Raw genomic sequence first — 20446 nt, forward strand, 5'->3', positions numbered from 1 at the left:
TTTGTAAGTCATCACCGTGCATGTCAACCTGCGAAGGAAAGCCATTTTATGAAGGCTTTCCTCTACCAGAGTTTAATTGTCTAAGTATCATTGCCAATCGATCTTCAACTATAGAAACCGGCAAAGTAAATAACTCTGCAATTTCTTGTGAATTATATGAACTGGTTAAATACGGTTTAATAATTGGGAAAGGCATGGAAGCATACATACTAAATTGACGTGCTTGGGCTTCTACGTATTCAATCATTAATAATGGCATGGCCCTTTGATTACCAACATGCCGCATGATATGACCTAATTCATGAAAGAAATCCCAGCGTTGGTTTTCTAACGGTTGGTCTTGTTTTAATAAAATTAATTGATAGCCATCATCCCAGATACATTTCGACTCTGAATCAGTAAATTCAAGATCAATATTAAATTGGAGGCAAAGGTTCTCGATGCTAAGGTCATCTATGGTATGAATGCCCCTAATGTCATACTCATTTACAATCCAGGCTTCTAAATTAGAATGAAACATTAGGAATCACCTCTTAAGGGGAATGTATGTTCCTGAAAGAATAGAAATAAAAGCCCTTATAAATGGGCTCAATCCAGTGTAGGAAAGAATAAATAAGTTTTTAAGTCTTACTGTAATTTCTTTAAAATAGGGAATTTTAATAATGCATGGACAATTTTCTTATCTCCCCCTCTCACAATTAATTTTAAGTAGTTTTATAGTATCGGTTAAATAATAGCAAAATTAGAAAATTATAGCTAGAGACTAGCACTTTTTTATCTGAATTCTAAGTGAACAAAATACTAGGCTGAAAAATAAAAGACACGCTATCACATTGAGCGTGTCTACAAGGAAGGATAATTTAATTATTTATCGTTGTCTTGTTTTTGCTGTTCCATCCATCTTTTCTTTCTTTTCCTATATATCTCAAGTTCTTCCTCAAGATGTTCCAATTCGTCGTCAGTTAAATGTCGTCCACCGTCACGGAAAAAGATACTTTCGGGCTCATCTTTTTTGTTTCCCGGATCGTCTGTACGACCTAAAAGATAGTCAGTGGTTACCTCGAAGTAGTCAGCGATTTTTTGTAGAGTTTCGTAATCCGGGTTACGATGGCCTTGTTCATACATAGCATATGTAGTTCGAGCTACACCAAGTTTGTTAGCCATTTCCTTTTGATTAAGTTTTGTTTTTTTCCTTAAGTGAGAAAGACGTTTACTGAGCATAACATATACCTCGTTTTTTCGTGAACTTTTTCGTAAGTAGAGCGTCTACATACGTTAATTATACCGTCACAAAACGTGACATTAAAGTTATGACTCAAATTGTGTAATTTTATACTTAAATTCTATTGACATTACACTTAATGTGTCATAGTATAAGTGTAACAAACGACACATAACGTGTAGTTAGGAGGTGATTCTAAATGAGAGATTGGCTTCTCGAAATAAGAAAAAGCAAAGATTTAACTCAAGAGCAACTAGCTAATAAAGCTGGAATTGCCCGAACCACGTACTCCATGATTGAAACTGGTGAAAGAGGAGTAACTGTGGAAAATGCTAAAAGAATAGCAAAAGTACTCAACTTGAAATGGACAATTTTTTTTGAAGAAAATGTACACGTACCGTGTAATATGAGTCGATACTTAGAAGCACAAAAAACACATCAGCTAAGGAGGCGATAAAGTGAAAAAACATCCGATCGATAAAACAATTGTCCAAAAAAGAGCTCAAATTAGAAAAATGCTCGTAGAAATTTCCTACAACGATGAACAACTAGCCATTCAGCTGCTCCGTCAATGGGTTGAAGAGCAAGTGCCGGTTACAAAAATGTATGAAGTACTAAAAAGTCATTTAAGGGAGAAACAAGCGATCTAATTTTATTTTAATACGTTTCTGTATAATTCTTCCATGTTTGAACTGCATATGCATCACATGCATATTTGAAAGGGGGTGATCACGTGGAATACGGTGCAATCTTACGAGCTTGTCGAAAGCGTGCAGGACTTACACAAGAAGAACTAGCAGAAGAGCTGCACATGGGGCAGTCAGACATATCTCGATATGAAGCAGATAAGCAAGAACCGACAATGTCATTATTTAAAGCGTGGACAGAGAATACACAGTCACCAGAGGTTATGGCAGCATTCTTGCTCGGTTTCGATGGAATCACAATGATTCAACAAATCATGAGTACATTTGGAAGCACGGTCAGCATGATCTTAATAGGAGGTTAGAAAAGTGAGAATAAGTATTGAGTTACTTGATTATGTGGGAGATGCAGATTTACACACTAAATTGAAAGACGTGGAGTATTCCACTAATTTGAGAGACGTTGTAACCGTGGGGTTCATGATGGAAAGGGAAAATAGAAAAGTACTAACTGTTGTTACAGCTAGCACTTAACTGGGGTTTGGATAGGTATATTTTCATAATAACACTGCCATTGATAGTATAGCAAGCTGTTGTGGGAAAAATTTGAATTCAAGAAGATAGGAGGATAACTGATGCCAGAAAATGCAATGGTCCTTTCTTACGGTTATGGAATTACAGATCCACAGGAGAAAGTTCCTGTTGTGGTTGGCGAATGTTCTGGATGCGGTCAAGACATTCTGGACTGGCAGGAAGCATTAGAGTATATGGATGAGATTCTACTACACGATGATTTTGAATGCATAGCTGAATACATCCGCAGTAACGCGGTGAAAGTGGGATGATTTGATGATTACAGAAAAAGATATCAATTTTTATATTGTTAATCATTTAGATGTGCTTGGAATAGAAGATGGGTTAGAGCAGGTTTGTAATCGTCTTGGATTTAACAAAAAGGTTGTTCGTGGAATTTATTACAACGTTAAACGAAGTGAAAAAGCCAATCAGAAGGTAATCTGATTGGCGAAAAGAGAGGAATTTCACACAACCTTATATATTCATTATAGCTAAGTCTCCTATAAAAGTGCAAGAACAGGAGGAGGAAATATATTGAAACCTTATCGAGAATTAACAGCAAGCAATGATTCTTTTGATATATGGAGGTTAGGACAAGCAGGGGGAAAGATTGCTTATTCCAAAACAGGGAAGCCTTTCTTCCGTTTCGATACAAAAGAGCAGTTTCAAAAATATATGGAATTAAATAGCCGTAGAGGAGCGTGATCTTTTGAATCAGTTAACTCAGCAGTTTGATAATCAAGCGCAGCCACAGGGACAAGGGAGTATCATGGATCAGTCTTCCAGCAGTCGTGAAATGGAAGAAGTAAAAGGGCAAATTTTTATGGCCAAGCAGTTTCCTCGAAATATCTTTCAATCGGAGCAACGTATTTTAGACAACTGTAAGCGTCCGTCTTTAGCAGAAGTCGCTATTTATCAATACCCAAGAGGAGGAACAAGGGTGGAAGGTCCTTCAATCCGTTTAGCTGAAGTTCTTGCTCAAAACTGGGGAAATCTCTCCTTTGGCGTAAAGGAACTGGAACAACGTGAAGGGGAATCAACAGCTATGGCTTATGCCTGGGACTTAGAAACCAACGTGCGGCAGGAAAAAACTTTTACGGTAAAGCACAGCATGAAAGCAAGAGGAAAAATTAAAAAGCTGGAAGATCCTCGTGATATCTACGAAAAAGTAGCAAATGACGGAGCTAGAAGAGTACGTGCTTGTATCTTAGGAGTTATTCCAGGTGATATCGTAGAAAAGGCCATTGCCCAGTGTAACGACACTATTAAAGGAAACAGCGATAAGCCTTTAAAAGAACGGATAAACAACGCTCTAAAAGCGTTTAAAGAAAAATACAGAGTTACACAGGAAATAATTGAAGATCGATTTGGCTATAACGCAGATGCTTTCACGGAACACGATTATGTAGAACTTATTAAAATATTCAACTCTCTTAAAGATGGCATGAGCAAGGCTGATGATTGGTTCAACAAGGAAGCAAAGAGCAAAAAAGAGAGTTCTCTAACAAAAGATTTCAAGTCAGACGGTGATTCTAAAGAAAAAGAAAATAAAAAATCCTCTTCCAAAAAGGAAAACAAGAAAAAAGATAAAGAGGAGGTAACAGTTAATGGCCACGCTGGAGCAACAGTTGAATTTGAAGGCGAAACACTACCATTCGAAGACAGCGAATAAAAAATACATGTCTGTCTCTCAATTTAAGAGCTTCCTGGAGTGTGAAGCGCGAACATTGGCAGAGATTAAGGGGGAGTATACTCCCCCAATCTCCACGCCTTTAGTTGTTGGCTCTTATGTTCATGCAGCGTTTGAGAGTACAGAAGCTCTTAGAGAAGTTGAGGAACAATACAACGGCATGATTTTTAAAAAACGAGGTGGGAAATATGCAGATTTTGAAACAGCAGACCGCATGATTGAAGCAGTAAAAAAAGATCCATTTGCCATGTTTGCCATTGAAGGGGAAAAAGAGAAAGTTTTTACAGCTGATCTGTTCGGAACCACATGGAAAATAAAAGTAGACTCTATTAATCATGATCGGAAAACTTTTACTGATCTGAAGACAACGCAAGATTTATATAAACGTTACTGGTCTTCTAAGTATGAAAGCTGGACATCCTTCATGGAAGCCTGGGATTACGTTTTTCAGATGGCAATTTATAGAGAGATATTATTTAAAAACTTAGGGGTGTATTACACACCGTATGTCGTGACTGTTACTAAAGAAAACCCACCCAATAAAGCTGTGCTTCATATGGAGCCATCACGCTTTGATTTTGAGCTGGAATACGCAGAGGCGATGATAGAGCGAATGCTTCAAGTAAAAAACGAGGAAGAACCACCAGAACGTTGTGAGAAGTGTGCTTATTGCAGGGAGACGAAGAAAATGACAGACACCATGGAAATTGGGGAATTGATTTACTGAAGATGTATGAATCACCTACCCCCGGTAATGTTTCTTGCTAACTGGAGGTGCAGAAACCGGAGGTGGCTATGTAGAAAGTATACCCATCATTACGTGAAAACTATCATGATTAAGAATATTGAAATCAAAAAAGGAATAAAGTCGGGAAGTTTTTGTTTGAACATCATCATGAACTAATACCAGGAAATGTTGATTACATGAACAACGAATAATGGAGGTGAAACGGTGCCCGACACGTATTTTCGAGTTTATTCCGGTTTACTCACTCCATATCACAAAAAACGGATCGGTGTAGCACTATGGGAGTTCCTTTGGTGTATCGATCGAGTCACCAGTGAAACGGGCCAGGATGGACAAAAGTCGGGTATCGTTCTTGGTGGATCTCCAATTTCTTATAGTGATGTGGCAAAGGATTTAGGAATAGGAAAATCTACAGTAAAACGAAACTTCGAAAAATTAGAAAGCGAGAACTATATTCATTTGAAACGAACCCCATACGGACATATTATCACCGTGAATAAATCAAAAAAATGGGGTGCCAAAAATGAATACTCTGATAGTGCCAAAAATGGCACGGGTGCCGAAAATGAAACAGAGGGTGCCAAAAATGGCACGCAGGGTGCCGAAAATGACCACTCTAATAAAGACAATACAGAGACACTACAGGGACAATACAACGTTGTTGTTGATAACGTGGGCGCGAAAGAGAAAGAGTTTCAAAATAAGCTAGATCAAATAACAGATACATTCATGGCATATCGCGGGAAGCCGGGCTTGCCTCCCAGGGCCTCCGATTATGATCATGCAAGAACGATTTTAGAAGCTGGGGTTTCTACCACTGAAGCCATAACCGGCATTAAACAGGCCTTTGAAAATTTTAAACCAAAATACAATGGAGATGAAATCACATCCCTTGGTTACTGCAAAAAAATAATTTTGTCTAACCATTATGCTGAAAAACAAAGAAGGGAGGCTGTTGTAAATGCAGCAAGCTCGAACAAGTTTTCAAGAAATGATGGACAAGCTTCGAGCCAGAGCAGAGGAAGTCAGAAAAGATCCATCACGGGCGGCCAGGTCGGGTGGATTAGACCTGGAAAAAGAGCGTAATTATGACTGCTCAAAATGCAAAGATAAAACTGGATACCTTGCTGAACGAAATGGAATGGAAGTTTGGGTCCAGTGCAGCTGCATTGAGTGGAGGAGAACGCACAAACTTATGCGGTCAAGCGAGATAACAGAAGAGTTTAGAAAACTAGGATTTCAGAATTTCCGGACTAAGGGAAAGCCGGAGTTGATACGTGGAGCCTATGAATGTGCTCTAAGTTATTTCCAAAACTTCACACACATAAAAAGCAAGCGCAAGAATAGTATTGCTTTGTTGGGGCAGCCGGGAGCTGGTAAAACTCATTTGCTAACAGCGATAGCAAATAATTTGATTCGAAAAAAACAAGTGCCTGTCCTGTATTTCCCTTATGTAGAAGGCTTTAATGACTTGAAAGATGACTTCGACAAGCTAGAAGAAAAAATAGAACGCATGAAATCAGCAAATGTGCTCTTTATCGATGATTTGTTCAAACCAACTGGTAGAGATAAAAAGCCCCGCGCAACCGACTGGCAAATTGAACAGACTTATGCTGTCGTTAATCATCGTTATTTGAATCACATGCCGGTTCTTATCTCTTCTGAACTGCCTATAGATCAACTTGTCGAAGTTGATGAAGCGTTAGCAACTCGCATTTATGAGATGTGCAAAGACTATCTGGTATTAATTCAGGGTGATAAGTTTCAGTTAAATCACAGATTGGAGGGGATGGCTTAATGCTTAAATCTGCAATTTATTTTCCACCAAGAAAACGACCTAAACATGCTAAAGAAGCTCGAAGGAAGCATTTACTTCGAATGTTAGAAAGTAATGAAGAGAAACTTCGTAATATTAAGAAAAGAATAATGGGGGGGGATGAAATCACTGAGGGTAAACGAGAAATGAGCTTGGATTCAATATATAACAAAAGGATTGAGCAGAAGGCAATGGACGATTTTTTTAGATAAAGTAGGGAAAGGGATAGAGATTACCGTTAGACTATTTGGCAGCAGTAAATAAGCATATTATAGCACTCTCAGTGAGGGGGTACTAAATTAAGCGTTAACAGGCAGACAAAAACAAGTTCCACCCATAGTGTTACTTATTAGCCCCCTAACACATTGGACACGAAATATTGCTTTACATGGAGAAGTTAAGCATGATAGGCTGCTGACCCACGGCAAATCGTACTAGTTCTTTCTCAAAATTTGCCTCTTTGCCGTTACTTCATGCTTAACAGAGGCTCCATGTCAAGCAACTCTAGTTAATTTACGTTGTCCAAACAAAGGGGTTAATCCGGTTATTGGTGGAACTGTTTGCTTGATGATATCTCTTTTTTATAATAAATATTAGTTTCACTTTAAAGAACTTTCAGTACCAGTAGAAATTTAATTACACGTTAACGTTTCCTTGAAGATCAAACACGTCTAAGGTCATACCTATAGGGTTTGCATTGTTGTTATAACCTACCGGGAATTCAGGATCGACGGTATCTGTTGAAGGGTTACCATAACCATTTGGAAAGTTAAATGTATTAAAATACACTTGAATTTGATCTTCACTCGGTACGAAATTCCCATCACCAGATCTTAAGAAATATACTGCTAAACGTGTTCCATGAGGGTTAACTATGGAATTATTTTGGATCAAAATTTGATCCATTAATGAATAGTCTACACGCGAAAAAAAGATGACAGAATTTCCGGAACGATCTTGGTGATCCACATTGTTATTTTCGACGGTTAAACTTGTGATTCCATCAAGATGAGGAAAAAAATTAACAAACTGGGTAAACCTTGTCATAATATTTCCTGTCACATTAATTGTGCCAGATGTTCGCCATGATACTATATTTGGCTCAAATACAATGGCTCCTAAACTTGTATCGCTTCCTTGAAACGTATTGTTTAGCACATTTGTTGTTCCGCGTACTAATTGAAACCTTAGGCTTTGAGTTATGATTACTGGATTGTGAATAAATTCATTATCCTCAACGGTAATATTTTGGCACCAAATATACCCACTACGAGTTGTTCCTTCTATGATACAAGAACGAACGGTAATGTTATTGTAGAGTGTTATCGGTGAGGTTGTTCTTAGCGGGACTCTAATAATGGCATTTTGTGATGTAACATTCCTATTTGCAATCAAATGTAAACTGTCAATTATAACATTATCCGACTCTATAACCAGTCCATCAACGTCTGTATCGGGACTAAATATGATTTGTGGGAGAGGATTTGTTGGATGCCCCAGTAAAGTCATAGGTTTCGTGACAATTAGTTGTGTATCGATATTGTAGGTACCTTGTAGAATGTGAACTGTACCTCCTTCAGCAACAGCGTTCATTCCCTCCTCAATAGTTCCAAATGGGTGTTCTAATGAGCCATTCCCGGTTTGTGCACCTGCTTGGACATAGATGTTAAATGGATCTGAAGTAATTTGGGCTACAGCATTTAAAGTCCTATTTGTCACTTCTAAAGTGGATATATTTTCTGCTGTTGTAGCTGAAATTACAATCCGGTAATTATGAGTTCCAGGTGGGGGAGTATCTACCCAACTTAAACTAGGATACAACGTTCCACTAGTTGATAAACTAGTATCTAGGTCTTGTTGCTGGATTAGCGGATTACTTACGAGAATTTCAGGTTCCTCCCCCTCTCTTATTAAGTTATAAGAAATGTTGAGACTATAGTTCGTAGAAATATTGGTTTCGAAAAAAAGCCTAAAAGTGGAATCTAATTTTATACTTTCCCCTTCAAGTGTGCTTAAGGGTGGGAGCTCAAGGGATATTTCTGTTCCAGTAGGTAAAAGGGAAACAGTATCACTGGCTTGGTCAGTAAACAAGCTAGCGCCTGGCCCTTGAGGTCCCTGCTCACCTTGAGGCCCCTGCTCACCTTGAGGCCCAGGTGGTCCTTGAGGACCTGGCGGACCGGGTGGCCCTGGAGGTCCAGGTGGTCCAATCAATTTTGGTGGAAAAAAATCACAACTTTTCGGTGGCATTGTCTCATTTAAATTATGCTTAGTAGTAGAATTTACTTTTTTTTGCAAAGAAGATTTTTTTCTAAGTGAAAGTGGTTTCATTTTTCTTCTAAATTCATTCATGTTGTACACCCTCAGTATTATTTATTTTTATTATCAATTTATTTTTTTCTAAATATATAGTTCAGATTTTCCCCGTAATTTTCAAAAAACAAATAAAGGCCTATACAGAAAAGCGCTATGATGTGAATGGTTTTTGAAGGGGACGATGACGATACTGAATAGTAGAATAACTACAAGAGATATTATAATACCGTTTAAAAAATAAATAAGGGGAAGGTTGTCATGAAAAGATTACAAAATATCGATATAAACCCTAGGACAGGAGAACTAAATATTGATATAATGGATAAAAATTCCTCTTTTGCTATTGTGGTGTGTAATGGACGAGCTAGATTAACAGAATTACCGGATTACGGTGAAACAAAAATAGTAACGCACCAGGGGAAGGTGAAGAGGGTTAAATATGACGAAGGGGAGGAGTTTTAAAATTAATTTAATTGAAGAAATTATTAAAGAGTTGCCTAAAGTGGACAGTAATATTAATTACTGGCTCGTTAGGACTAATGGTGGGGAGTATTATGAAGAATTTGTTAATGAAAATTTTATAGGTATCGGATGGAACAAAATTACAAGAGAGAGAATTAAAGACAACATTTCAATTGAAGACCTAGTAAGAGAAAACTACAAGAAAGAAAGTCGTCCAAGATATGTAGAAACACAAATTTTACGTTTTATTGAGGGGATAAAGAAGGGTGATGTAGTACTAGTTCCATCTAAGAACTCTAGATATCTTCATTGTGGATATGTAATCTCTGATGACTATTACGAAGCCGATCTACCTATTAATGATGAATCTGCTTTTGAACAGCTTTTTGAATTAGAAGAAGAGGGGATTTGCCCTTATCGAAAACGAAAATGGGTTAAGTGGATTAAACCTTTATCTAAAGATCAATTAGACCCAAAATTGTATTTACTAGTATATTCTCATCATACGATTACTTCAGCAAATGACTATAAGGATTTAATAAATCGGGCAATGTTTGATATGTACATACAAGATGAGAAGTGTTACGCGACATTTCAAATAGAGCGTGCAGAGAACATTGAAGCGAGGTCTTTGGTGACTTTTCTTAACAGCTTGATTGAGGTAAACAAAATAAAGAGTGGTAAAGATGATTTGGAAATAAAAATTTCAGTTCAATCACCAGGATTAACAGAAATTATTGATAATCTCTATAATATAGTGTGGACTTGTGTTGTTATTCTTTCAATAATAGGAGGGAAGGTCAAAACGCCTTTCTTTCAATTTGAATCTGGAGGAGTTGTGGGATATATAGAAAAGTACATTAAAGAAAGAAAAAATGAAGGCAAAGTACCTGATAACATTCGTGAAGATTTAAAATCAAGTTCTGAAGAATTGAAAATGACTCAGCCATCAGAATTTGTGAAAGCTATCGAAAAAGTTCAGAAAAAAGAAAAGGTCAAAGAGTTTGAGAACACTGGGGAACAAGAAGAAAAAAATGATTAACTACTCAAATAATCTGGTGGCTGCACTTTTACCCACTTGAACATAATCACCAAACTAACTCCTAATGATATAGTTATTAAGATAAAAATATTATAAGGAAGAAAAATTTGTGCAATACCAAAAATAACAATTGTTAACAGTAAAGTAATTAGCACAAAAAGATTAATGGTTGATATAGTTGCAAATAACTTTTTCAAAGGTTTCCCCCTCCCTCTTTGTAATTAATAAAATTATATCACTGTTAATATTAATATGCACACATATTTGTTTTGTTCTACCAGCCCACTGGAGGACGCTTTGATTTGCGGTTTTGAACCGTGGATCTTGGCGTCCTCTTTTTTTAGGAGGGATAGTCATGAAAAAGATAGTAGCAGACGATCACTGTAAAAACTGTGTGTGGCTCATAAACGGGTGTCTTTGTCCTTTTCAGCGATGCATTAAATATTTTGGTTGGGGGAGTGTTAAGGATGGAAAAGCGACAGATTGAGAATGCTCTAAGGGACTATTCCTGGATGATTAACGAAATAAAAAGACAGCGTGGGTTATTAGGGGACGCAGGAACAAAACTGGTTGCTCAATCAGGTATTGAATCCACTATGCCTAAACCACAAGGAGAGACCGGTGATCCAGTCGCTCAAGAAGTCGTTCGCCGTGACAAAAAACATACTTGGATCCGAAAGCTTGAAAAGAAAGTTTTGTTCATTCAAGAGAGGATATCTGTAATAGAAAATGAGCGTGAAAAAGCTGTCCTAGAGTGTATGTTGGATGGCATGAGCATGATAGCAATAAGTAAACATATGGGGTTATCCAGACGCCATATTTATAATATTAAGGAAACAATAGTGTACAGGATTGCACACTTTGCACAGTTTTCCCGAAAGATGACAAATGAAAAACAATGTAGTTAAAATGGGAGGCAGGAGCGGGGCGGACGTTGAGACTTCAGTTAAAAACAGAATATCAATCATTGAGACCCTTTCGGGTCTTTCTTATTAAAATAAGTAATAAGATGTTGAAAAGCACTTCGTTGGTATTTGTTTATTATTAAAATTTATTTAATTAGCGCAGCTTTGGAAGAGTGTATACTCAACCCAGCCACGCTACCGTTCCCTTATCATTAAAACGTAGGAAAAAGGCATTTGGCAGAACGCTGTTCGCTATTTACTTAGTACGAAGATAAAAAATTTAGTCATACTAATCCCCCCTTAGAGGGAACCAATAGCATTACATTGCTTAGTTTTTCAATAAGAAAATGTTTTATAAATTACGGATTAACCCCTTTGTTTGGACAACGTAAATTAACTAGAGTTGCTTGACATGGAGCCTCTGTTAAGCATGAAGTAACGGCAAAGAGGCAAATTTTGAGAAAGAACTAGTACGATTTGCCGTGGGTCAGCAGCCTATCATGCTTAACTTCTCCATGTAAAGCAATATTTCGTGTCCAATGTGTTAGGGGGCTAATAAGATTAATACTGGAGGAAATTCTCACCATTTGTAGAATACGTTTCGAGTAGACGTATTCTTTCTGCTATCGTAAAATGATTATAGGAGACAAAAAATGTACACTTTTTCTGATTTAATTAAAGATTTTTGGGTTCCGGTTATGTTTAGTCTGATTGGGGCTTTAATTGGTCATTTTAAAAGAGGGAATATGATTGAATTTCCTTCTGTAATGATTGATTTTGTTGTAGAAGACAAACGAGGGTTTAAAGGTAAGTTTTTAATTTTTTTTCAGTTCTTTTTATATTTAATAGGAATCAAAACAGGAGCTAATAAATATTCGGAGTCATTGGTGTTATATCCAGGTTTTTTTGGGGATTTATTGATTGGTGTAGGAACAGGTATTGTTGCTAAATGTGCTTTTGAAATTTCTGGTGCAAATAATAATTTCTCGTTAATATTAACCTCTACATTAGCTGGTTATGCAGGGTTAACGTATATCCAAAAGTGGGAAAGTAACTATATGACAGATAATGTTGGTGATAAAATGAAGGAGGCTGATGTTGAGAACGGAAAAAATAGTGAATAAATACATAATCATGAATTATAAGATTAACATAAGATATAAAAATATATCACTTGTTTTGAGGTGATTAAATGACAGTGAAATTTTCCAGAGAAGTTTATGATGAATTATCAAGATTAAAGGACATTGTTGAAGATAAAGAGCGCCCAATAGTGGTAAGAAGAAGAGCTAAACGTAAGTTCGATGCCCTGTATAGAAAAGGGGCTAGAAAAAGGAATACAAAATCTCATAAACGTTACACTGAGCAAGTTTGAAAGCACTATAATTGATAAGGTTGCCATATTGGCAGTCTTTTTTATTTGTACTTTTCTATGGCGTATTTCCAGTGAAAAATATCATAGATTAATTTTTCTTTTGCTCCAAAACAACCCCATGGATCGGGAGGTGGGTGGTGATGTAGTTGCCCCGAAACAATAATAAAAAAAGGTGCAAAGCAAAAAATCGAAACGGTGAACAATGTAAACGATGGGCTAAGGCAGGATGGGATGTTTGTCACTCACATGGTGCAAAAGGTGGTGCTCCTGAAAGGAACTCGAATGCCCAAACACATGGATTGTTTTCCAAATACCTTCCTAAAGAAACAATGGATATTGTTAGTCAAATAAATGATGTCTCACCTGTTGATATGCTCTGGATGAATATTAAGATGCAGTTTGCACAGATTATGAGGTCGCAGCAGATCATGCATGTTGAAAACAAAGATGATCTGACAAAGGAGATCAAGAAAACAGAATCTGTGGTAAACGATAAATTTGAAACAGATAAAAGAGAATGGGAAATTCAGTTCGCTTGGGATAAACAGGCGAACTTTTTAAATGCCCAAAGCCGGGCAATGGGTGAGCTTCGAAGTATGTTAAAGCAATTTGTAGAACTAACGAATTATGATGATGAAAGAAAACTTGAAGCAGAACGCATGCAAGCTGCCATTAATAAGACCAAAGCAGAAACAGACAAACTTAAAGCCGAAACAAAGAATGAGGAAGACGGTACTTCTCGTGTTGTAATAGTGAACGATAAGGAAGCCATGAAAAAGGAGATGATGCAACGTGCCGGAGACAGTGACGAAGACCGTTGACATCATAGACATGATTAATCCTAATTTCTACTCCGTTTGGCTGAACGAGAAACCAGCTTCTATATTGTCTGGCGGCCGATCTTCTATGAAGTCGTCTGTCATATCATTAAAGCTAGTGACAGACTTCCTAGAAGATGACCAGGGCAATGTTGTTTGTTTACGGAAAGTTGCAAAATACTTGTCTGGCTCGGTATATGAGCAAATTAAATGGGCCATTTATATGCTAAGTATTCAAGATGAATTCAGGTTCATGGTATCGCCATTAAAGATTGTTCACAAGCGAACGCAGACTGCCTTTTATTTCTACGGCGTAGATGACCCTCAGAAGCTTAAATCAGCAAAAATTGCAGTAGGATATGTAATGGCCTTATGGTTTGAAGAACTGGCTGAATATAGCGGTGTGGAGGACATTGACACGGTAGAAGATACATTCATCCGTGAAGACCTGGGAGCAGATAAGCAGGTTAAGGTTTATTATTCATACAATCCCCCTAGGAACCCTTATGACTGGGTGAATGAGTGGAGAGACAGTAAAGCAAACGATCCTGACTATTTTCTGCATCATTCAACATACCAGGAAGATGAAAAAGGGTTCTTGTCTTCCCAGATGCTAAGGAAGATCGAAAAATACAAAGAAACTGATTATGAATACTGGGCCTGGATGTATGACGGGCAAGTTATCGGTTTGGGGGATATGGTTTACAACATAAACCATTTCCAATGGGTAGAGCAGCTGCCAGATAACGATGATTTGTTATTGATCGATATCCCTATAGATTCTGGTTATCAAACGTCAGCAACCACGTTCCTGGCCTTGGGACTTTCTAAGCGACTGAATGTTTACTTGCTTGATACCTATTACTATTCACCAGCAAACAAAACAACCAAGAAAGCACCCAGCGAGTTTTCAGATGACCTAAATGAATTTATCACCAAGCAAACAGATTTATATAAAAAGCACATTGATCAGCTAACTATAGACAGTGCTGAAGGTGCTTTAAGAAACCAATACTTCAAAGATTACGGCGTACGGCTTCATCCGATAGCTAAAAAGAAAAAAGTGAATATGATTGAGAACGTCCAGGACTTATTAGCCCAGGGGCGTTTTTTTATGCTTAAAAACGAAAACAACCAAATCTTCTATGAAGAGCACAAAAAATATCAATGGGATATTGAAACATTAGAAACTGATGATCCAAAGGTTATTAAGGAAAATGATCATACTGTCGATGCGTTTATGTATTACGTTAATGACAATCTTCAAAAAATCCAGCTGAAAATGTAAGGCGGTGAAAGCATGTTCCGAAACATCATTACAAAGATAAAGGAGGTGCTTTATAAAATGGGTCTTATTAGCGGTATAAAGCAAGTAACACAACATAAAGATGTTGCTGCTGATGAAGAGTTTTACCAAAAAATAGACGTCTGGAATGCCTTATATAAAGGCTATTATGAGGATTTCCATAAAGTCTTTTATCATACTATTAACGGCGAACGGACCAGGCGCATGCAAACCTTGAATATGCCCAAGGTAATAGCAGATGAACTGGCCAAGCTGGTTTTCAATGAAAAGTGTAAGATAAATATTTCAAATGAAACTTTTTCTGACAATGTTTATGAAGTTCTAAAAAGCAATCAGTTTTATGGGCAGTTTCAAAGATATTTAGAGTATTGTTTTGCTTTGGGTGGGATGGTGCTAAAAGTCTATGCAGATCAAGCTGGAATTCGTATTAGTTACGTAACAGCAGATTGTTTTATACCTGTTTCTCATTCTTCCCAGGGGATAGATGAAGGACTCTTTGTAAACCAAACACGTAAGGGTGATAAATATTATACCTTGCTGGAATGGCATACCTGGGAAAGAGAAGAATATGTAATTTTAAACGAGCTTTACCGTTCGGATAATCGCACAGAAATGGGTGTGAAAGTAAACCTTGGTGAGTTGTACCCAAATCTACAGCCAGAAACGAGAATAAATAACCTTTCTCGACCTTTATTTGTGTATGTCAAACCCAACATTGCAAACAACTTTGATACACAATCACCTTTGGGCATTTCTGTCTATGCTAATGCACTGGACACATTACAAGCGTTAGACGTTGCATTTGATTCTTTTATGCGTGAATTTAGGCTAGGAAAGAAACGAATATTAGTACCTCACACAGCTGTTAAAACAGTGGTGGATTCGCAAACCGGCAAGATGCATAGGTACTTTGATGCAAACGACGAAGTTTACCAGGCCTTTAATTTTGACCAGGATTCAAATGAAGTAAAAGACATTTCCGTAGAAATACGGGTTGAAGAACATATTGCAGCTATTCAAGCACTTCTGGATCTTCTTTCGATGCAAACGGGTTTTTCTGCTGGAACCTTTACCTTTGACGGCCAGGGAGTAAAAACAGCAACGGAGGTTGTAAGCGAAAATTCGAAGACATTCAGAACCAAAAATAGCCATGAAACTGTTATAGAAGAAGGAGTAAAACAATTAATCACAACCATTGCAGACGTTGCAGGTCTTTATAGCCTGTTCCCGGTACCAGTAGACTTTGAAGTCAGTGTTGACTTTGATGACAGCATTGCAGAAGACAGAAACAGCAACGCCGATTATTATTTAAAGCTAAAAAACGGCGGTTTAATGAGCGCAAAACAAGCTATGATGCGCGTGTTAAAGATAACAGAAGAAGAAGCTGAACAGATGCTGCAGGAAATTAGAGAGGAACAGCGCACCAGAACCCCAGACATTGACGAGATGTTTGGAGGTAATGCTGGATGATAAATAAAGAACGTCTGGAAGAACTCTCACAGCCTGTTATTGAAATTTATAATGGGATGCAAGCAGAAATGCTGGAACGAATTGCAAGGCGTTTAGCTGGTGAAATTGGTGATTCCAGCGACATAAAGGATTGGGAAGTTAGAAAGATCGAACAACTTGGGTTGCTGACAGAAGATAATATAAAAGTTATCGAAGAACGCAGCGGCAAGACCAGGGAAGAAGTCAGAAAAGCACTTGAAACAGCGGGCTTTGAAGGCATTGAAGAGAATGAAAGCATGCTGGAAAATGCCCTTGAACGGGGAGCTGATTTAAATAACCCTGGCACACCAGAGTCAAGTGAACGTCTGTTTGACATTCTCGGTGCTTACCAGGCACAGGCAGAAGACATTTTTAATAAAACAAATGCAACCTTAATAGATCAATCAGAAGAAGTTTACAGAAGGATTTTAGATCGTACCGTTGCCGGTGTAACTGCAGGAATAAAAACCCCACAGCAAGCATTAAGGGATTCTGTTAGAAGCTGGGCACATAATGGCGTACCAGCTTTAATTGATAGTGCTGGCCGTGAGTGGGGTGCGGAAGGATACGTCAGAACCGTTATTCGAAGCACAACAAACAACGTCACGAATGAAATGCAAGATCATAGGTTTGACCAATGGGGCCAGGATTTAATACAAACTAGCTCGCATATGGGTGCTAGGCCGAAATGCGCACCTTATCAAGGCAAGGTTTACAGCCGCAGTGGCGACAGTAAGCAGTTCCCGGCCTTGTCTTCTACTAGCATAGGAGAACCAGACGGATTAAGGGGAATTAACTGTCATCATGTTTTTTACCCTTATTTTCCTGGTCTGTCTCGTAAAAGGTACCAGCCGAAAAACAAGAAAGAAAATGATGCTGCTTATAAAAGATCGCAGCGGCAGCGGAAAATGGAACGAGACATAAGGAATGCAAAGACAGAGAAACGCATGATGGAAGCGTTAGGTGATGAAGAAGGTGTGAAGCTGGCCAACCAGCGCATTTTTGACAGACAAGCTAAGATGCGTAAGTTTATTAAGGATACTGGCCGGACTAGAAGAAGAAACCGTGAACAGGTATATTAATACAGCGCTTGGTATGAGACTTACCAGGCGCTTTTTTATGCGCATTTTAAAGGTTCGGCGCCAAACTGAACGAAACCCAGGCATGAGGTGAACATGCGAAAAAACATTAAGGGGCGTGAAGTAGATGGACTTAAAAGAATTGCTTGGTGAAGAGCTTTACAACAAAGTCATGGAAAAGGCTGGTGATAGCCATAAAATAGCAATCGTTTCTGATGGTAACTGGTTCCCAAAAGAGAAGTTTGACCAGGTGAACAATGACAACAAGGAAATGAAAAAACAGCTGAAAGACCGTGATACCCAGTTAAACGACTTGAAGGGACAAGCCAAAGGAAACGAAGAGCTGCAGCAGCAAATTGAAAAGCTGCAGGAAGAAAATAAAAACACCAAAGAACAGTATGAACAAAAGATTCAGCAACAGGCATTTGACCATTCCTTGGAAAATGCACTCTCACAATCCAAGGCAAGGAATACAACGGCGGTGAAATCTTTGCTAAACCTGGATGACATTAAATTTAAAGAGGACCAGCTACAGGGGCTTGATGAGCAACTGAAAAAGGTGAAAGAAGAAAATCCTTTCTTGTTTGAAGCAGAACAGCAAGAAAGTGAGCAACAGAAGCAACATAGAGAACCACCACAATTTTCACAAGGCCAGCATCAGAAAACAGGAGATATTGATCCATTTGTTGCTGGTTTAGGGTTAAAAGGAGGAAATGACTAATGGCAAACGCTATTAACTATGCTGAACAATATCAAACAGAACTAGATCAGGTGATTACACAAGCAACGTTGACCAGTGACCTGGAAACACCACAGGTTAATTGGATGGGAGCTCAAACTTTTCATGTGCCTTCTATTGATGTAACAGGCTATCAAGATCATAGCCGCAGCGGTGGTTTCAATCGCGGGGACGTAACAGTGACACATGAACCATATACTTTGGGTTTTGATCGTGATGTGGAATTCTTTGTTGACCGTATGGACGTAGATGAAAGTAATCAGGCGGCCAGTGCTGCAAACATTACACGCGTTTTCCTTACAGAGAAAGCAGGGCCAGAGGTTGATGCCTATCGTTTTTCTAAAATGGCCACTAAAGCACTGGATGAGGGGAACAACACAGAAGAAGGCGTTTCTGCTAGTTCTGTTTATGAGCGTCTAAAAGCAGACATTTTGAAAGTGCGTAAATACGGACCTTCTAACTTGATTGCTTATCTATCTAGTGAAGCAATGGATGCCCTAGAACGTTCTCCAGACTTTAACCGAAACATTAACGTGCAAAACGAAGGAACAGCCATTGAAACCCGTGTGACTTCCCTGGACGGCGTACGCTTGGTGGAAGTATGGGATGCTGAACGTTTCAGTACTGAACACACTTTCGATAGTGGTTTTGAAGCGTCTGGTCTCTCCATTAATTGGGTTATTGTCAATCGAGGATCTATAGTTGCGAAAACAAAACTAAACACTGTTTTCCTATTTGAACCAGGACAACACACACAAGGGGACGGCTATTTATATCAAAACCGCATGTATCATGATCTGTTTGTGATGAAGAACAAAACAGATGGCATTATTCTTTCTACAGAAGAAAGCGGAGCTTAATGGGAGGTAATAACGAATGAAGTTTAAGAAAGAAAACGTTGTTTATACTACCGAAGACCCGCAAAGAGCAAAAGAACTAGAAGCGCGTGGTTTCAAAAAGGTTGAAGAAAAACCTTCTGCAGCAAAGAAAACAACCAAGAAACAGACCAAGAAAGAAGCGCCAAAAGAAGACGAGAAAGCATCCCAGAATTAAAAGGGGTGTTTTCTTATTTACTAAAAATATGTGTATTAGTGCTTCAATTTCGGAGGTTTTAAGACTATGGGATATATTGACCCAGATTATTATAAAAACGACTACAAGGGTGCAGAAATTACAGACACAGTCGAGCTGGAAAGATTCATAGAACGCGCTAGTGATGTCATAGACCAGGCAACCAATTTTGTAATAGTTAATCAAGATTTTAAAAGTCTGGCCCAGTTTCTGCAGAACCAAGTGAAAAAAGCCACTGCTGCCCAGGTTGAATTTTATGTCATGCAGGGCGGTTATGAAGACGTAAACGCAGGAACGCAGGCAGCAGGGAACGTCAGCATAGGGGCGTTCAGTTATGGCGGTTCAGCTGGTGAGGAAAACGCCAGCAAACAAGAATTGAGAATAAGCCCAGCGACCCTGGAACACTTAAAACCAACAGGATTGCTATATCAAGGTTTGGACGTGATACACAATGCCTACTATTCGGCCAATTCCTAAACGTCTTCTGATTCATAGTATTATGTATATCGAAAAGATGGACGGGGACGGCTGGAACGATAGCAGCAGCCCGGCCCCTATAGACATTGAACGTGTGAGGGTGGATGCTGCAACCAGCATTACTAGAGACAGCGACAAAAGAAGCGTAACAGCAGATCACGTTTTATTTATTGATCGCGTGCATTCTTCCCAGTTTTTCCGCATGAAAGAAGGTTCAACAGTGGAATTTAATGGGCGTGAATGGAAAGTAGAAAGCGTAAAAGAATTCTATGATTTTCGAGAACAACCGCACCATTATGAAGTGGGGCTGGTGTAGATAATGAAATTTGATGTTTCCGTTGAAATGGATAATTTAATAGACAAATTCGACCAATTAAATAAAGAAGGACAAAAAGCGCTAGATTCGGAGATTTTGCAGGACAGCAACGAATATGCGCCAATGGATGAAGACAATTTAAGGGAAAGTGCCGTAAGAAACACAGAACCCGGACAGGGAAAAGTTATCTGGGATACGCCTTATGCCAAGCGGCTTTACTATAACCCACAATATAACTTTTCGAAGGATAAGAACCCAAAAGCCCAGGGGCTATGGTTTGAAGCGGCAAAAGCAGAACGAATGGGCAACTGGGAAAAAATCATGCAACTGACAGCGAAAAACATCTTTTAAGGGGGTAG

31 protein-coding genes are annotated in these 20446 nt (G+C 38.5%); 27 read left to right on the forward strand and 4 right to left on the reverse strand.

Annotation, left to right across the window (positions count from 1 at the left end):
* Positions 1-46 precede the first annotated feature (46 nt).
* Entirely contained in the window at positions 47-520 is a 474-nt protein-coding gene (locus ACE1TI_RS13315; RefSeq protein ID WP_375008073.1) for an ImmA/IrrE family metallo-endopeptidase, read from the reverse strand.
* Positions 521-864: 344 nt separating this feature from the next.
* Complete coding sequence (locus ACE1TI_RS13320) at positions 865-1221, reverse strand: helix-turn-helix domain-containing protein (protein ID WP_375008074.1); 357 nt, start codon at positions 1219-1221, stop codon at positions 865-867.
* A gap of 200 nt (positions 1222-1421) precedes the next feature.
* Between ACE1TI_RS13320 and ACE1TI_RS13325 the strand changes: the two genes are divergently transcribed.
* The 12 genes from ACE1TI_RS13325 to ACE1TI_RS13380 all read left to right on the forward strand — a co-directional run bounded on the left by ACE1TI_RS13325 (position 1422) and on the right by ACE1TI_RS13380 (position 6908).
* Entirely contained in the window at positions 1422-1679 is a 258-nt protein-coding gene (locus tag ACE1TI_RS13325) for a helix-turn-helix transcriptional regulator (RefSeq protein WP_375008075.1), read from the forward strand.
* A 1-nt stretch (position 1680) separates the two neighbouring features.
* Positions 1681-1872, forward strand: a complete 192-nt coding sequence (locus ACE1TI_RS13330; RefSeq protein WP_375008076.1) for a hypothetical protein — start codon at positions 1681-1683, stop codon at positions 1870-1872.
* An 83-nt stretch (positions 1873-1955) separates the two neighbouring features.
* Entirely contained in the window at positions 1956-2231 is a 276-nt protein-coding gene (locus tag ACE1TI_RS13335; RefSeq protein ID WP_375008077.1) for a helix-turn-helix domain-containing protein, read from the forward strand.
* A 4-nt stretch (positions 2232-2235) separates the two neighbouring features.
* On the forward strand, positions 2236-2400 hold the full coding sequence (locus ACE1TI_RS13340) for a hypothetical protein (RefSeq protein WP_375008078.1): 165 nt from the start codon (positions 2236-2238) through the stop codon (positions 2398-2400).
* Between the two features lie 101 nt (positions 2401-2501).
* Positions 2502-2711, forward strand: a complete 210-nt coding sequence (locus ACE1TI_RS13345) for a hypothetical protein (RefSeq protein ID WP_375008079.1) — start codon at positions 2502-2504, stop codon at positions 2709-2711.
* Between the two features lie 4 nt (positions 2712-2715).
* A complete protein-coding gene (locus ACE1TI_RS13350) occupies positions 2716-2886 on the forward strand; it encodes a hypothetical protein (protein WP_375008080.1) in 171 nt (56 codons plus the stop codon).
* 90 nt (positions 2887-2976) lie between these two features.
* Positions 2977-3147, forward strand: coding sequence for a hypothetical protein (locus tag ACE1TI_RS13355; RefSeq protein ID WP_375008081.1), 171 nt, complete (start codon positions 2977-2979; stop codon positions 3145-3147).
* Between the two features lie 4 nt (positions 3148-3151).
* Positions 3152-4114 (forward strand): hypothetical protein, encoded by a 963-nt coding sequence (locus tag ACE1TI_RS13360; protein ID WP_375008082.1) that lies wholly within the window; start codon positions 3152-3154, stop codon positions 4112-4114.
* 7 nt (positions 4115-4121) lie between these two features.
* A complete protein-coding gene (locus ACE1TI_RS13365; RefSeq protein WP_375008123.1) occupies positions 4122-4859 on the forward strand; it encodes a PD-(D/E)XK nuclease-like domain-containing protein in 738 nt (245 codons plus the stop codon).
* Between the two features lie 225 nt (positions 4860-5084).
* Complete coding sequence (locus ACE1TI_RS13370) at positions 5085-5966, forward strand: hypothetical protein (protein ID WP_375008083.1); 882 nt, start codon at positions 5085-5087, stop codon at positions 5964-5966.
* A complete protein-coding gene (locus ACE1TI_RS13375) occupies positions 5875-6678 on the forward strand; it encodes an ATP-binding protein (protein WP_375008124.1) in 804 nt (267 codons plus the stop codon). Before ACE1TI_RS13370 ends, ACE1TI_RS13375 begins: the two co-directional genes overlap by 92 nt.
* Positions 6678-6908: a hypothetical protein gene (locus tag ACE1TI_RS13380; protein WP_375008084.1), complete on the forward strand. Its 231-nt coding sequence runs from the start codon at positions 6678-6680 to the stop codon at positions 6906-6908. The genes ACE1TI_RS13375 and ACE1TI_RS13380 overlap by 1 nt, the downstream gene beginning before the upstream one ends.
* A 424-nt stretch (positions 6909-7332) precedes the next feature.
* Here ACE1TI_RS13380 and ACE1TI_RS13385 read toward each other — a convergent pair whose 3' ends face one another.
* Positions 7333-9045 (reverse strand): right-handed parallel beta-helix repeat-containing protein, encoded by a 1713-nt coding sequence (locus tag ACE1TI_RS13385; RefSeq protein WP_375008085.1) that lies wholly within the window; start codon positions 9043-9045, stop codon positions 7333-7335.
* Positions 9046-9267: 222 nt separating this feature from the next.
* Between ACE1TI_RS13385 and ACE1TI_RS13390 the strand changes: the two genes are divergently transcribed.
* Positions 9268-9471: an XtrA/YqaO family protein gene (locus tag ACE1TI_RS13390; protein WP_375008086.1), complete on the forward strand. Its 204-nt coding sequence runs from the start codon at positions 9268-9270 to the stop codon at positions 9469-9471.
* The gene (locus ACE1TI_RS13395; RefSeq protein WP_375008087.1) at positions 9449-10513 is read left to right on the forward strand and encodes a hypothetical protein; all 1065 of its coding nucleotides are present in this window, start codon (positions 9449-9451) and stop codon (positions 10511-10513) included. The genes ACE1TI_RS13390 and ACE1TI_RS13395 overlap by 23 nt, the downstream gene beginning before the upstream one ends.
* Here the strand turns inward: ACE1TI_RS13395 and ACE1TI_RS13400 are convergent.
* Positions 10510-10710 (reverse strand): hypothetical protein, encoded by a 201-nt coding sequence (locus ACE1TI_RS13400; protein ID WP_375008088.1) that lies wholly within the window; start codon positions 10708-10710, stop codon positions 10510-10512. The genes ACE1TI_RS13395 and ACE1TI_RS13400 overlap by 4 nt on opposite strands.
* Positions 10711-10980: 270 nt before the next feature.
* Between ACE1TI_RS13400 and ACE1TI_RS13405 the strand changes: the two genes are divergently transcribed.
* From ACE1TI_RS13405 to ACE1TI_RS13465, 13 genes are all read left to right on the forward strand, one after another.
* Positions 10981-11421: a DNA-binding response regulator gene (locus tag ACE1TI_RS13405; RefSeq protein WP_375008089.1), complete on the forward strand. Its 441-nt coding sequence runs from the start codon at positions 10981-10983 to the stop codon at positions 11419-11421.
* 650 nt (positions 11422-12071) lie between these two features.
* Entirely contained in the window at positions 12072-12542 is a 471-nt protein-coding gene (locus ACE1TI_RS13410) for a hypothetical protein (RefSeq protein WP_375008090.1), read from the forward strand.
* A gap of 68 nt (positions 12543-12610) precedes the next feature.
* Positions 12611-12793, forward strand: a complete 183-nt coding sequence (locus ACE1TI_RS13415) for a hypothetical protein (protein ID WP_375008091.1) — start codon at positions 12611-12613, stop codon at positions 12791-12793.
* A gap of 146 nt (positions 12794-12939) precedes the next feature.
* Positions 12940-13614, forward strand: a complete 675-nt coding sequence (gene terS, locus ACE1TI_RS13420; RefSeq protein WP_375008092.1) for a phage terminase small subunit — start codon at positions 12940-12942, stop codon at positions 13612-13614.
* 10 nt (positions 13615-13624) lie between these two features.
* Complete coding sequence (locus tag ACE1TI_RS13425; protein ID WP_375008125.1) at positions 13625-14899, forward strand: PBSX family phage terminase large subunit; 1275 nt, start codon at positions 13625-13627, stop codon at positions 14897-14899.
* Positions 14900-14911: 12 nt separating this feature from the next.
* A complete protein-coding gene (locus ACE1TI_RS13430) occupies positions 14912-16387 on the forward strand; it encodes a phage portal protein (protein ID WP_375008093.1) in 1476 nt (491 codons plus the stop codon).
* Positions 16384-17487, forward strand: coding sequence for a phage minor capsid protein (locus ACE1TI_RS13435; RefSeq protein WP_375008094.1), 1104 nt, complete (start codon positions 16384-16386; stop codon positions 17485-17487). Before ACE1TI_RS13430 ends, ACE1TI_RS13435 begins: the two co-directional genes overlap by 4 nt.
* Before the next feature lie 124 nt (positions 17488-17611).
* Positions 17612-18205: a phage scaffolding protein gene (locus ACE1TI_RS13440; protein ID WP_375008095.1), complete on the forward strand. Its 594-nt coding sequence runs from the start codon at positions 17612-17614 to the stop codon at positions 18203-18205.
* Positions 18205-19083: a hypothetical protein gene (locus tag ACE1TI_RS13445; RefSeq protein WP_375008096.1), complete on the forward strand. Its 879-nt coding sequence runs from the start codon at positions 18205-18207 to the stop codon at positions 19081-19083. The genes ACE1TI_RS13440 and ACE1TI_RS13445 overlap by 1 nt, the downstream gene beginning before the upstream one ends.
* Before the next feature lie 16 nt (positions 19084-19099).
* Positions 19100-19276 carry a hypothetical protein gene (locus ACE1TI_RS13450; RefSeq protein WP_375008097.1) on the forward strand — a complete coding sequence of 59 codons (177 nt, stop codon included), beginning with the start codon at positions 19100-19102 and terminating at the stop codon, positions 19274-19276.
* Positions 19277-19342: 66 nt separating this feature from the next.
* Entirely contained in the window at positions 19343-19771 is a 429-nt protein-coding gene (locus ACE1TI_RS13455; RefSeq protein WP_375008098.1) for a head-tail connector protein, read from the forward strand.
* Positions 19746-20087: a putative minor capsid protein gene (locus ACE1TI_RS13460; RefSeq protein ID WP_375008099.1), complete on the forward strand. Its 342-nt coding sequence runs from the start codon at positions 19746-19748 to the stop codon at positions 20085-20087. The genes ACE1TI_RS13455 and ACE1TI_RS13460 overlap by 26 nt, the downstream gene beginning before the upstream one ends.
* A 3-nt stretch (positions 20088-20090) precedes the next feature.
* Positions 20091-20438 (forward strand): minor capsid protein, encoded by a 348-nt coding sequence (locus ACE1TI_RS13465; RefSeq protein ID WP_375008100.1) that lies wholly within the window; start codon positions 20091-20093, stop codon positions 20436-20438.
* The last annotated feature ends 8 nt before the right edge of the window (positions 20439-20446 follow it).

Source organism: Alteribacillus sp. JSM 102045 (assembly GCF_041949975.1).
Classification (GTDB): Bacteria; Bacillota; Bacilli; order Bacillales; family Marinococcaceae; genus Alteribacillus.